Source organism: Coriobacteriia bacterium, assembly GCA_013334745.1.
In the GTDB taxonomy this organism is placed as follows: domain Bacteria; phylum Actinomycetota; class Coriobacteriia; order Anaerosomatales; family JAAXUF01; genus JAAXWY01.
Map to the genome: position 1 here is coordinate 1 of JAAXWY010000022.1, position 12647 is coordinate 12647.

14 protein-coding genes and 3 tRNA genes are annotated in these 12647 nt (G+C 64.4%); 5 read left to right on the forward strand and 12 right to left on the reverse strand.

Features of this window, described 5'->3' with window-relative positions; translation table 11 throughout:
- Positions 1 to 248: 248 nt before the first annotated feature.
- The 6 genes from HGB10_06875 to rnd all read right to left on the reverse strand — a co-directional run bounded on the left by HGB10_06875 (position 249) and on the right by rnd (position 5814).
- Positions 249 to 1808, reverse strand: a complete 1560-nt coding sequence (locus HGB10_06875) for a DUF4445 domain-containing protein (protein ID NTU71525.1) — start codon at positions 1806 to 1808, stop codon at positions 249 to 251.
- A gap of 9 nt (positions 1809 to 1817) precedes the next feature.
- Positions 1818 to 2171 (reverse strand): histidine triad nucleotide-binding protein, encoded by a 354-nt coding sequence (locus HGB10_06880; protein NTU71526.1) that lies wholly within the window; start codon positions 2169 to 2171, stop codon positions 1818 to 1820.
- A gap of 36 nt (positions 2172 to 2207) precedes the next feature.
- A complete protein-coding gene (gene xseB, locus HGB10_06885) occupies positions 2208 to 2504 on the reverse strand; it encodes an exodeoxyribonuclease VII small subunit (protein ID NTU71527.1) in 297 nt (98 codons plus the stop codon).
- Positions 2501 to 3796, reverse strand: a complete 1296-nt coding sequence (gene xseA / locus HGB10_06890; protein NTU71528.1) for an exodeoxyribonuclease VII large subunit — start codon at positions 3794 to 3796, stop codon at positions 2501 to 2503. Before xseA ends, xseB begins: the two co-directional genes overlap by 4 nt.
- Before the next feature lie 82 nt (positions 3797 to 3878).
- On the reverse strand, positions 3879 to 4634 hold the full coding sequence (locus tag HGB10_06895) for a zinc metallopeptidase (protein NTU71529.1): 756 nt from the start codon (positions 4632 to 4634) through the stop codon (positions 3879 to 3881).
- A gap of 13 nt (positions 4635 to 4647) precedes the next feature.
- On the reverse strand, positions 4648 to 5814 hold the full coding sequence (gene rnd / locus HGB10_06900) for a ribonuclease D (GenBank protein NTU71530.1): 1167 nt from the start codon (positions 5812 to 5814) through the stop codon (positions 4648 to 4650).
- 144 nt (positions 5815 to 5958) lie between these two features.
- On the opposite strand from rnd, the gene HGB10_06905 reads away from it, so the two are divergent.
- Positions 5959 to 6885, forward strand: a complete 927-nt coding sequence (locus tag HGB10_06905; protein ID NTU71531.1) for a diacylglycerol kinase — start codon at positions 5959 to 5961, stop codon at positions 6883 to 6885.
- Positions 6886 to 6888: 3 nt separating this feature from the next.
- On the opposite strand, the gene HGB10_06910 is transcribed toward HGB10_06905, so the two are convergent.
- Positions 6889 to 7188: a hypothetical protein gene (locus HGB10_06910; GenBank protein NTU71532.1), complete on the reverse strand. Its 300-nt coding sequence runs from the start codon at positions 7186 to 7188 to the stop codon at positions 6889 to 6891.
- Between the two features lie 74 nt (positions 7189 to 7262).
- On the opposite strand from HGB10_06910, the gene HGB10_06915 reads away from it, so the two are divergent.
- Entirely contained in the window at positions 7263 to 8015 is a 753-nt protein-coding gene (locus tag HGB10_06915; GenBank protein ID NTU71533.1) for a hypothetical protein, read from the forward strand.
- An 11-nt stretch (positions 8016 to 8026) separates the two neighbouring features.
- Here HGB10_06915 and HGB10_06920 read toward each other — a convergent pair whose 3' ends face one another.
- Together HGB10_06920 and HGB10_06925 are read right to left on the reverse strand one after the other, a co-directional pair.
- Positions 8027 to 9193: a GGDEF domain-containing protein gene (locus tag HGB10_06920; protein ID NTU71534.1), complete on the reverse strand. Its 1167-nt coding sequence runs from the start codon at positions 9191 to 9193 to the stop codon at positions 8027 to 8029.
- A gap of 151 nt (positions 9194 to 9344) precedes the next feature.
- A tRNA-Val gene (locus tag HGB10_06925) sits at positions 9345 to 9419 on the reverse strand.
- Positions 9420 to 9559: 140 nt separating this feature from the next.
- Here HGB10_06925 and HGB10_06930 point away from each other — a divergent pair.
- The 3 genes from HGB10_06930 to HGB10_06940 all read left to right on the forward strand — a co-directional run bounded on the left by HGB10_06930 (position 9560) and on the right by HGB10_06940 (position 11226).
- Positions 9560 to 9635: transfer RNA gene (locus tag HGB10_06930), tRNA-Gly, on the forward strand.
- Between the two features lie 93 nt (positions 9636 to 9728).
- Positions 9729 to 9802, forward strand: a tRNA-Cys gene (locus HGB10_06935).
- Between the two features lie 167 nt (positions 9803 to 9969).
- Entirely contained in the window at positions 9970 to 11226 is a 1257-nt protein-coding gene (locus HGB10_06940) for a glycosyltransferase family 4 protein (protein ID NTU71535.1), read from the forward strand.
- 6 nt (positions 11227 to 11232) lie between these two features.
- Here HGB10_06940 and HGB10_06945 read toward each other — a convergent pair whose 3' ends face one another.
- From HGB10_06945 to HGB10_06955, 3 genes are all read right to left on the reverse strand, one after another.
- Positions 11233 to 11385 (reverse strand): hypothetical protein, encoded by a 153-nt coding sequence (locus HGB10_06945; protein ID NTU71536.1) that lies wholly within the window; start codon positions 11383 to 11385, stop codon positions 11233 to 11235.
- A 107-nt stretch (positions 11386 to 11492) separates the two neighbouring features.
- Positions 11493 to 12029 carry a YqhA family protein gene (locus HGB10_06950; protein ID NTU71537.1) on the reverse strand — a complete coding sequence of 179 codons (537 nt, stop codon included), beginning with the start codon at positions 12027 to 12029 and terminating at the stop codon, positions 11493 to 11495.
- Entirely contained in the window at positions 12026 to 12634 is a 609-nt protein-coding gene (locus HGB10_06955) for a UbiX family flavin prenyltransferase (protein NTU71538.1), read from the reverse strand. Before HGB10_06955 ends, HGB10_06950 begins: the two co-directional genes overlap by 4 nt.
- Positions 12635 to 12647: the final 13 nt, after the last annotated feature.

Consider the following 12647-nt stretch of genomic DNA (forward strand, 5'->3'; position numbering starts at 1 on the left):
AGGTTCGGTGTACAGTTGCCCCAATACAGTTTCCCTTCCCCGTAACACCGCCGTTAACCGGAGAATCCGGACGGCAAACCGGCAAGGGGTCTTTGCGACCGGCATCGCAATATGGCGGTTCCCAGGCAGACCGCCCGACCCCAAAGAGGACTCAGGGGTAACACCGGGGGAAGGATTAAGGAAGCCTCGGCCCGAAGGCCGGGGCTTCCGGCTATCTCGGGGTAGATTCCACCGACGCACGACCAACGTCAGCCGTACGGTGCGAACTCCGTCGCTTGCATGAGCGCGGCCGCGAATCCTGATGAGCTCGCTAGATTGACGTGTCGCGCTCTGCGCGCCGACTCCAACGCTAGTGCCTCAAGGGACGGATCGAGCGCTACCAGCGCCGCACCCTCAAGCGATGCGTTACCAACGTGTCGGACTCGGTCGCCTACGAGCGCAGGGACGATTCCCAATGCGGTCAGGCAAGACGGCTCGATTGCGGCCCCGAACGCTCCTGCTATCTGGACGCTCTCAAGGTCTCGCGCGCGAATGCCTGCAACCTCAAGAACCGAGTCGATCCCCACGCGGACTGCAGCCTTCGCAAGCTGGAGTGCACGCACGTCCAGTTGAGTGAGTAACAGGCCCCCGGTCGCATCGAGACGAATCCCCTTCACCCCCGCAGCGTCCACGGAAAAGGAGTCCGCCAACGGGCCAGGCGCCAGCAACGCGCCGCCCGAATCGATGTGCCCCACGCGGCGCAACTCCGCCACCAGCGATAGCAGCCCCGAGCCGGTGAGCCATTCGGGGGCTCCGCCCCCGATCACGGCGAACTCCAAGACTCCGTCCTCATGGAGCCTGACGCTCGAGACACCACCCGACGCCGCCGGACCGCCACATGAGATGCCGACTCCCTCGAATGCCGGGCCGGCCGCCGCAGACGCCACGACAAGTGAGCCCACGCCTGCGAGCAGAATTTCGGCATTTGTGCCGAAGTCCACGAGCAGTGTCGGAGCTTGCACCTGGATCATCCCGCCGACGAGCAGGCCAGCGAGCGAGTCACCGCCCACGAAGCCTGCGATTGGCGGCAGAACAGAAACGCGGGCATCGGCTGCGATCTCAGGCGCCAACGCTCCCCGCACGTCCAAGTGGGCCGACAGGACCGGCGGCTGGAAGGGGTGGACCGCAAGTTTCGATGGGTCGGCGCCCTCGAGTAGAACCGCCATGGCACTGTTGCCCGCGATGGCGACCGAGCGTATCGCGGCCGGATCCACCTTCGCGGCGCCGGCTGCGCCGGCGATCGCCGAGGCGACGCCCTGAATGGCGGCAGCCTGCAGCGCCTCGCGCTCGCCGTCGATGGATGCCCCGAGCCGCGACAGGACGTCTGCACCGTAGGTCGACTGCGGGTTGGCCACACTGGCCCGCGCGAGTTCCCGTCCCGTGTCGGCGTCCACCAGCATCGCAGCGATAGTGGTCGTCCCGAGGTCGACTCCTGCCGCAACGGTGTCGGCGCCTGCCCCAAGCGCTTGCACGGCCGCATTCGCTTCCAGAATCAGAGGCGTCACCGTGACCGGGCCGGCGATTGCGGCTCGGCAGGCAAGCCGGATGCCGCCGCGTGCATGAGATAGTGCCATCTGCTCGGACTCGTCAGGTGGCGCAAGCTCGCCGAGCACAACACGGACGCCACACGAGCCACACACACCACGACCGCCACACGGAGCCGCAATGAGCACCCCGGCTCGCCGTGACGCCTCGATCAGCGTCGTGCCGGGCTCGACCCATGCGGTGGCATCGGCCGGCAGGAACGTCACCGGAACGCGTGTGGGCACTGTTCGCTCCTATTCGGCCGCGAAGACGACCATGCCGTGGGCCATCGGACGGCCCCCGAGCACGTGAACGTGTAAGTGTCCGACGGTCTGATTCGCATCCTGACCGCTGTTGACGATGATGCGGTAGCCGCTCGCACCCACGCCCTTCAAACGCGCCACATGCTGGACCGCGCCGAACACGCCCGCTAGGTCCTCTGCCGAGATATCGTCGCTCAGTGAGGCGTAATGCCGCTTAGGGATGATGAGTGTGTGTACAGGTGCCTGCGGCGACAGGTCATCGAATGCGAGCACCGAGTCGTCTTCGTACACGATCGACGCGGGAATCTCGCCTCGCACAATCTTGCAGAAGATGCAGTCTTCCATGGGTCAACCTCTCCAGACTCTCATGGTGCGGTGCGACTAGAACGGGATCTCAGTCACTTCGCCATCGGATGCCGCACCTGCGGCGGAATCTGCGGCCGAGCTGTCTTCCGGCTTCTCATCCTCGAGCTCGCCCACGAGCATGGTCACCTTCTGCTGGGCGTCAGCGAGCTTTGCCTGCAAGGCGCGCAGCAGTGCGACGCCCCTCTCGTACCTGGCGAGACTCTCCTCGAGCTCGAGCGTCCCTCCTTCGAGTGCTGCAACCACCTGGTCGAGCTCGGCGATGGCCTCGCCGAACGTCAGATCCTGCGGACTGGCGTTTGTGGAATCACTCATGGAGTCTTCTCCCTCTTCCCTGAGACGTTGGCGAGTATCGTGCCGTCACTGACATGCACTTCGATGCCGTCCCCCACTCCGACCTGCCCGATGGACTTGACCACTTCGGACCCGTCGCCCGTAAAGGTCGCCGAGTACCCCCGCGACAGAATCGTGAGCGGCGATAGATTGTTCAGGCGCCCGGCGATGGTGCCGATGCGCGCCCCATGCCGCTCGGTGATTCTCGGCGCCGCACGCACGACGCGTCCCCGCAGGTACTCGACCCGCTGGGTGTCTCGTGAGAGCCGCTCCGGCAATGCCCGCGACAACCGCATGGCAGCGAAGTCGATACGCTGGGTCGCCGGGCCGAGGACCGCATGCGGGTCACGCAGCACCGGGCGCTCCGCGAGCCGCTTCACTCGCTGTGCGGTGTCACGAACCAACCCTTGCAGAGCGCCGGCGAGTCCACGTCGCTCACGAGTGAGGATCGAGTGCAACTCGGAAAGCGCGGGCGCCACGGCCTCCGCTGCTGCGGTGGGAGTGGATGCGCGCAAGTCAGCGACCATGTCGGCGATCGAGGTATCAGGCTCGTGCCCGATACCAGTGACCACGGGCACCGGGCAGGCGACGACGGCTCGAGCGACCGCTTCGGCGTTGAACGGCATCAGGTCCTCGTAGGAACCGCCCCCGCGCACCAGCAACACCACCTCTGCACCACTGGCACCCGCCGCCTCGATCCCGCCCACGATGGCAGCAGGCGCGCCCTCGCCTTCAACGGGCACGCCGGCAACCAACAGCTCCGCCAGCGGATAGCGGCGGCGCAGCGTGCGCAGCACGTCATGCACGGCCTTTCCGCGCGGAGACGTGACCACCGCGATTCGCTCGGGGTATCGCGGCAGCGTGCGCTTGCGCTCGGGCCGCATGAGACCTTCAGCCTCAAGTCGCCGCGCGAGCTCTGCGACGCGCTGCCTCAGCATTCCTTCGCCCGCAAGCGACAGGCTGCGCACCGTGAACTGCATGCGTCCTTTGGCGACGTACGCCGAGAACTGCCCGGCCATCTCGACCAGCATCCCGCAGCGGAGCTCTACGCCGCTCGCAGCGTACGAGTCGCGCCACATGAGGCACGGCATCGCGGCAGAACCATCTGAGATGGTGAAGTACGCCGCCTTGTAGCCCGGCTTGTCATTGAACTCGGAGACCTCCCCGATTACACGCACTCGGACGCCTTCGAGCGCACCCTTTGCGCAGTTCATGGCCTCGGTTACGGTCAGCGCACGCTGCTCGGTCACGGTCCCCCCTCGTCGTTGGCCCATTCTACCAGCCACGACTGACATGCATCCGACGCACGAAGGGCCGCGACATGGCGGCCCTTCACGCTCTAATCTCGTGTCTTGATCAGTCTCGGCGCAGGAAGCCGAGAAGGTAGAGCAGCTGCATGACGGCAACGAGCGCCGCAGCCACGTAGGTGAGCGCAGCAGCTGTGAGCACCTGGCGTGCCCCACCGAGCTGCTCGCCGGCCAGAACGCCTGTTGCCTCAAGTGATGCGAGTGCCCGGCGCGATGCGTTGAGTTCGACCGGCAGCGTCACGAGTTGGAACAAGACCGCGCACGCGTAAAACGCGATACCGAGCAAGATGATGGACTGCCCGATACCCGATGCGGCACCAAGGAATGCCCCGATGAGGATGAGGACCCAGGCCGCCTGCGATCCAAATGACGCTGCCGGCACGATGAAGGCGCGAACTTTGCCCCAGAAGTACCCGGTTGAGTCCTGAATGGCGTGACCCGCCTCGTGGGCTGCCACCCCGGCGGCCGCAACACTCGAGCCGCCGTAGACGCCTTCGGAGAGGTTGAGTGTCTTGTTCCGAGGGTCGTAGTGGTCTGTGAGGCTGCCACCGATCGCCTGAATGCGAACACCCTGGTGCGCCCCGGCTGTGGTGACTACCGCACCGGACCCGGCGACCCCGCCGTTCTGAAGGACTCTCTGTGCGACCTCAGCACCGGTGATGCCCTGCGGCAGAGGGACGCGGCTCCACTTCCGATAGGTCGAATTGATGTAGGCCTGAGTCCCAAGACCGAGACCGATGGACACGATCATGAGCACAAGCCACACGCTGTCAAAGCCGTAGAAGTACACGGCGTCTCCTCTCATCCACCACGTACCGTCAGCTGTCGGGCTGATCGACACGCTGCCTTTCCTCGATCACCAGTGCAGACTCGGCCAAGCTCAAGCACAGCTCGCCGTCGAGCAGCCGTACCAGCTCGTCCCCGATCATCTTCTTGCGCCACCCCTCAAGCAAAGGGTTTGCCTCCCGTTCGCCTGCCGCCAGACGCTCGAGGTCATCGCGCGCCGCCAGCAGCGGCATCGCGACGCCATGATGCCTTGCCCGGAGCCGCACCACGGACACCATCAGGTCAACCGCGGCATCGATGTCGCCTTGCGGCCGGCGCCGCTTCTCGAGCGAAGGTAGCTCGCCATCGGGTACGGCGAGCGCGCGCACGACCGCTTCGGCGATTCCACGCTGAGACGACTTGCCGGCCTTATCGGCGACACCGCGGACCGCTCCGACGTCAGCCGCCGTGGTCGGCGACCGACGAGCGATTTCCACGATGCTTTCGTCACCGAGCACCCATCGCTTCGGGACGTCACGCCGCTGCGCCTCGATCTCGCGCCACGCCGCGACCTCGCGAGCGACCGCAAGTTGACGACGGTTCAGCGAGGATATCCGCTTGACCCGCCGCCACTGCTCAAGCGGCACCGCGGTGTAGGTGGCCGGGTTCTCCAGTCGTGCGAAGTCTGCCTGGAGCCAGGGTACGCGGCCCTCGCGCTCGAGCGTCTCGGTCAGCCGACGATGTATCTCGGGAAGGTACCGCACATCATTGAGTGCGTATTCGACCTGGGTGTCTGAGAGCGGACGCCTCGACCAGTCGGTGTAGGTGTCACCCTTGTCCAACGACACGCCGAGTAGTTCCTTCACGAGCGCGCCGTAACCGACCTGCTGAGGGAATCCCGCGAGCGTCGCTGCGACCTGGGTGTCGAACACGGGCGCGGTGGCGGTGCCAAACAGGTTGTGGAAGATCTCGAGGTCCTGTATGCCCGCGTGGAAGACCTTGACCACATCAGGATCGGCGATGAGATCGCGCAGGGGCGAGAGGTCCTCACACGCAAGCGGATCGACAATCGCTTGAATGGACTCGGAACCGAGCTGGATGAGGCACAGCCGAGCGAAGTAGGTCCGCTCACGCATGAACTCGGTATCGACAGCCACGACCTGCGCGGTGCGCAACTCGGCAACTAGCTCACGCAACGAGGCCGTATCGGTGACGTACACGGAACAGGGGCTCCTTCCAGCCACACAAAAGCGAAGGATCGCCGACGCCGCAGCGATTCGGTTGGTCGGGCTACCCTCGATAAGGGTACCATCAATACTCCTTAAGTGAATCATCGTCTGTGGGTTGGAAGGCGGAATCGCACCGTGCGAACGCTCGTGATCGTGAACACCCGCGCTGGCGGCAGCGATGCGAACCTGTATGACTACCTGCGCTCGCTTGGGGCCTACCGCGTTGAGGTCGCTTTGCGCTACTTCGACAACGAACGACCGCTCGAAGACGCACTGGCGGATGCGGAGGAGTTTGACGTCGTTGTGGCAGTAGGCGGGGACGGCACGGTGTCCGCTATCTGCTACGCCTTGCGAAACACCGGTGTGCCCGTACTCCCCTACCCGGCCGGTACCGCCAACCTGCTCGCGCTCAACCTCGGCATTCACCTCGAGCCGCGGGCGCTTGCCGAGGCGACCGTCGCCGGAGTCGCGGTCCGGTTCGACCTCGGAGAGATCGAATCGCCCGACCTCGAACATCGGCCAAACTCGTGTGTGGGCTTCGCGATCATGGCCGGTGCCGGCTACGACGCATCGGTGGTCGACGCTGCGGGTCCGATGAAGGCGAGCATGGGTGCGGCAGCGTATCTGCTCGGCGCACTCGCTAACCCGACGCCGACGATCTCGCACTTCACCATCGATCTCGACGGTGAGCACATCGAGACCGACGGAATGGCCGTCCTCGTGGTGAACTTCGGGCGCATGCAGTTTGACATCGAGGTCGCCCGGGGCGCTGATCCACGCGACGGCGTGTTCGACGTGGCCGTGATCCGATCGCGCAACATCGCCGAGCTTGTGCCGGCAGTCGCAGCGGGCATCTTCGATCGTGCCGGGGGTCGTGACGCGATACCGGGCGTCGACGTCTACTCGGCGCGAACGGTGAGCGTGAGTGCTGAGCCGACGCTTCGGATGCAGTACGACGGTGAGGTCGTGGATGCGTTCACACCGTTCACCGCGCGAGTACTCCCGCAGGCTGCCACGCTCCTGCTGCCGGCCGACTCCCCCTACGCCCGAGCGAGACGCTAGCGCCTACTGACCACCATCACGCGTAGTGAGGTAGTCCACGATCGCTGCGGCCTGCTCGTTGGTGACGTCGAGGCCGTTACTGCGCATACGACCCACCGTCGCGGTCCATGCGGAACGGTCCTTCTTTGCGGTCTTCACACGCTCGAGCGGGTGGCAGCGACCGCACTCTTGGTTGACGAGGGTCTTGCCATCAAGGCTCCCCGGCGAGGAAGGATCTGCCGGGGCGCACCCGGTCAGGACGACCGCCATCGCAACGGCACCGAGATATGCGACAAGTCGTGTGGACCGTTTCGCTGCGTTCACAGTGGCTCCCATCGGGTGCTTTCAGTCACTCGCGGTATCCTGTCGTTGCAATATCCTACATCGGAAGGCCGCTGTTGAACTCCCGTCGTTCTGAGATCGCCCTATTCGCGGTGCTGCTCGCGCTCGGTTGCGTGCTGTATGCGGTGCGCTGGGGTCTGTTCCCCTCGCAGTCCTTGCACAACGAGATGTGGCGATTCCTCATCGGCGACATCGCCTTCCTCTTCTTGCAGGTTGCGATCGTGACGCTCGTGATCGACCGGCTGCTGCGCAACCGCGAGCGTCAAGCCATGCGGCGCAAGCTCAACATGGTCATCGGCGCGTTCTTCAGTGAGCTCGGCAATCGACTCCTCGACCGCATCGTCGTCGCAGATACCGCACTCGATGAGATTCGCACCCGCCTGATGCCTACACAGTCGTGGAAACCTGCCGACTACGTCGCAGCGAGGACCGCGCTTCGCGCGCACCATGCGCACATCGACATCTCGGCGTGCGATCTTCACGAGCTCAAGGTCATCCTCGAAGCCGACAAGCGGTTCGTGCTGGGACTACTCGGCAATCAGGCGCTGCTCGAACACGAGGAGTTCAGCGAACTGCTCTGGGCCGTCACGCACCTCGCCGAGGAACTCTCGGTCCGTGAGTCGCTCGAGGACATTCCGCCGGCCGATCGGGCCCACATAACGGGCGACGTGAGGCGGGTGTACCTACTGCTGCTCGAAGAGTGGCTCGAGTACGTGCGGCATCTGCAGTCGCAGTACCCGTACCTGTTCTCACTTGCGGTGCGCACGAACCCGCTTGACCCGAGCGCGACCGCTGAGGTAACCCAGTAGGCAGCAGCCTTCTACGAGTGTGCGGTTGAAAGGTCCAGCGCCGAGGCACGCCTTCCGCGATCTTTGTCGCGGTACATGAGCGTATCCGCCTCGGCCACCAGCTCCTGGAACTCCCTCGCATCCCCCACCGGGACATGAACCACGCCGAGGCTCACCCGCACTGCAGCGCCGCGTACGTCCCTCAGTGCTCGCAACGACGATGCGAGGCGCTGCGAGAATCGGTCCGCATCCTCATCGGCAGTTTGCCAAGCGAGAACGGCGAACTCGTCTCCGCCGACACGCGCGATCATGTCCGCGGACCTCAGGCCCGCCCGCAGGAGTTCCGCCACACCGCAGAGCAGGTCGTCGCCGGCCGCGTGCCCGAGTCGGTCGTTGACGCGCTTGAGCCCGTCGACATCGAGGTACGCCAGATTCATCGCGGAGCCCTCTCTCCGAGCCGCCGCGAGCTCAGTCGATGCCGCCAACACGAACCCTCGGCGATTGAGAAGGCCGGTCAACGGATCTGTGCTGGCCTCGATCGCCAGCCGCGCCGACTCCCTTCGATGCCGGCTATCGCTCGCATCGAGCTCACGCGCCGTGTCCGCCGTGAAGAACGCGATGAAGCCACCGGATACGAGAACCAGAAGCGGAGGAAACACAATCAGGAGTCCGTGGTACTGGTAGAGATACGCTCCGATGGCGAGCACCACCGCCGTTATCAGCGCTCCGGCGAACTGCACTCCCCTGCGCGACAGCACTGCACTGGCCAGCATCATGGCAACCGGCAAGAACATCAGTGCAGCCATCGCGAGGGTTGAGCTGCCAACCAGAAGGACGGCCGCGCACGCAGCGCTGCCGACCTGAACGGCTACGGTGACCGCAGCGCCCGCTTCGACGCGTGCGCCGAGACGCACTGCGATGAACACCGATGCTTGGAGAGTCGCCCCGACGATGACCATCCAACGCAGGCCTTCGAGGGCGTCGGGGGTACCGAGCCCGAAGACGTCGTATACGAAGAGCGGAAGTGCAACCAACCCCAGCACCGCGGTTGCACTCGAGAAAACGAGCACGATCCGCCTGCGTGTGCGCTCCAGGCGCGAGGTGTCACTCGGATTGGAGTGATCGAAGGAACCATTACATCGGTCCGATGCCGTCGGACGCGACTGAGTGAAGCTGTCGGTGTTTCCACCACCCGGCATGGTGGCTCCTCCTACCCATACGATCCTGGTCGCTCATGGAGCGACCGATCTGCAAGTTGTATATGCCCAGAGAGAGCGCGACGTCGTCGTGTACGTGATGAGCAGACGAAAAGACCCCCTCGGGAATCCCGAAGGGGCCTTCAATTACAAATGGTGGGCGATAGAGGATTTGAACCTCTGACCCCTTCCGTGTCAAGGAAGTGCTCTCCCCCTGAGCTAATCGCCCATCTGTGCCACCTCCTCGAAGGCAGCGAACGATAGTTTAGCAAAGCTACCGCCGATGGGAACCCCCAATCTCGGTGTGGGGTGTGGCGCACACATTGACCCTTGCACCAACCGCAACCTCTCGCTAGACTAGCCGAGCGCGCGGACGTGGCTCAGCTGGTAGAGCACAACCTTGCCAAGGTTGGGGTCGCGGGTTCGAATCCCGTCGTCCGCTCCATCGATCCCGCCGAAGGCTGGTCAGAAGGTTCCGAATTCGGGCCTGAACGGCCGGCCTTCGTTACTTGATACGGCGCTTCCAAGCGCCACACACGGCGACGTGGCCAAGTGGTAAGGCAGAGGCCTGCAAAGCCTTTATCCCCGGTTCGAATCCGGGCGTCGCCTCCAAGACACCTCCCGCCGACAGGCGGAATCTCGTACGGCGGCGACCAATCCGGTCCCGCCGTTCGTGTTTTCGCGGCAGACGCAGGCAACCGGCTGACTCGATCGCGGCTGATACACTACGCGAAGCGACTGATTCGTCGCCCCACACACTGCGGAGGTATCGCGCGGGCATGAGGATCGGCTTCTTCACTGACACCTACACGCCTCAGATCAACGGCGTCGTCACCTCGATACGCCTGTTCAAGTCGGCGCTCGAGGCGCGCGGGCACGAAGTCTTCGTGTTCGCACCGACCCCGGACACCCCCGACGATGCCGACGACACCGTACGGTTTCGCTCGGTGCCCTTTGTCTTCCAGCCTGAGATGCGCGTCGCAGCACCTGTGTCGCTTGACGCTGTGCGGCTGCTCGACTCAGTCGAGCTCGATGTCGTCCACGCCCACGATCCCTTCGCGATCGGCTTGTTCGGACTGCGCGTCGCCCGTCGCCACAAGATCCCCTACGTCCACACGTATCACACCCTCTACCCGGAGTACGTGCATTACGTGTGGGAGACGGTGCTCACCAAGAAGCTCGCCGAGCGCCTCTCGAGGGAGTACTGCGACGCCTGCGACTCAATCGTTGCGCCGTCCTCGAAGGTTGAGGACTATCTGCGCGACTGGGGCGTCAAGGGAACCATCGAGATTCTCGCGACCGGTGTGGACGTTGCAAAGTACGCGCACGTAGATCAGCCGAGAATCGATGCGATGCGTGATCACCTGCGCATCAAGCCCAACGAGCGTGTCGCGTTGTTCATGGGCCGCCTGGGCCGAGAGAAAAACGTCGAAGCGCTCATACGAGCCTTCTGGCACTGTCGGTGCGAGGATGCGAAGCTCGTGATATGCGGCGACGGCCCTCATCGCAAGGAACTTGAGTCCCTCGTGACCGAGCTGTCGCTGCGCGACCGGGTCGTCTTCGCCGGCTATCTGGAAGGCGCCGACACCGTGGCGGCCTACCACCTCGCGCACATCTTTGCGTTTGCCTCGACGAGCGAGACGCAGGGGCTCGTGGTCGGCGAGGCGATGGCGGCGGGCCTACCCGTGGTCGCCGCGAGCGACAGAGCCGTCGAGGACTTCGTCCAGGACGGCATCAACGGGCTGATCGTGCCAGGTCGGCCCGAGGACCTCGCCAGGGGCTTCGACGCCCTCCTCGGCGATGAGGAGCGACGAGCGGGCTACTCTCAATCGGCAGCCGCTCGTGCGAATGAGTTCTCGATACAACGCCAGGCCGAGAAGCTCGAACGCCACTATGAGCGAGACATCGAGTTCTACGAGCCGCATCGGATCATTCCGCGCATCGCGTTGCTCGACAATTCGCGACTACCCGGTGCCCGGCGTCCGACGATCCCAAGCCTGCGGCGCAAGCGGCCGAGCGGCCCGGTGTCAGACTAGCGCTGCCTACGCGGAATACTTGATCTGAATCCGCTTGGCCTGCTCGAGGCGCGACAATCCACGCTCGATGTCGCGCTGGTCAGGGATGTTCTCGACCGCCCACTTCACAATCTCGGCGGGTACGAGTGGGAAGCGCTTACGCGCCTGCGAGAGGGTCATGACTGCTCCTTATGCTGCGACTATGACTGCGACTGTGGTACGACTGGAGACCCTACGCGAACAAGTGTGCGCCTGCGCGCGCGGACGCGTCAAGCGCGGACCCACATCTACTTCTTGTGGCCCTCAAGCACACGGCTGGCGAAGTAGCTGAGCGCAGCGATGATGAGCGCGATGCCACCACCGAGGTACAGCACATCGATTGCCGAGTCGGACTCGATCACACGGCCTAGGAAGAACACCGCGAGCACAACGATGACCACACCCACGAGCTTCTCCTTGAGGTCTTCAAGGTTGTGGATCACGAGCCAACTCGGCAGGGGTAGGTTGTCGTCGATGAAGAGTTCGTACAGGCCGACGCCCATGATGTAGAGCACCACCGAGAGCAAGAACACGTCGGCAACTTCGATGAACCCGACGATGAGTGTCGTCATCGACGCGTGGTGAGTGATGGCTTCCATGGTGAGCTTGAACACGTCGAGGACGGCTACGGCCGTCATCACGACTGCCGCGATGGCGAGCCCTGTGATCGGAATCAGGATGAAGAACCGCGTGAAGCTTGCGACTCGTCCCACAAACGCGTTGCTCTTGCCTCTCGGGTCGTTCTCTCGCACGGACTCGACCACGGACTCAGGCGCCTCGCTCATCGGCTTCCCCATCTCTTGAACAGGTCGTGGTCGACATCCAGCACGTCCAGAACCTTGCCCACGACGAACCCGACCAGGTCATCGATCGACTCCGGCTTCGCGTAGAATGCCGGCGCGGCAGGCACGATGATGGCGCCGGCCTCTGCACACGCGGTGAGGTTCCGCAGGTGGATGAGTGACATCGGAGTCTCCCGCGGTACGAGAACCAGCGGGCGGCGCTCCTTCAGCATGACGTCGGCGGCGCGCTCGGGCAGGTCGCTCGCCAGGCCGGCAGCAACCGACGCGGCGAACCCCATCGAACACGGGCACACGACCATGGCGTCAGTGCGATACGAGCCGCTCGCGATCGGGTCGAACAGGTCACCTGGGTAGGCGACGCGAAGCCTCTCGGCAGACGGCAGTTCGAGGAACGTCGCCAGCGACACCGCTGCGACCCCCGCGTCATCGAGCGGCAACTGGAAACCAAGCTCGAAGGCCGCAACCTCCCGCCCCGCATCAGTGAACACCACACTGACCTCGTGACCCGCGAGCACGAGCTGCTCGATGAGACGCATCCCGTACACACTGCCCGACGCACCGGTCACCACGACCGTGCACACACCCATGGGTCTTCCTCCC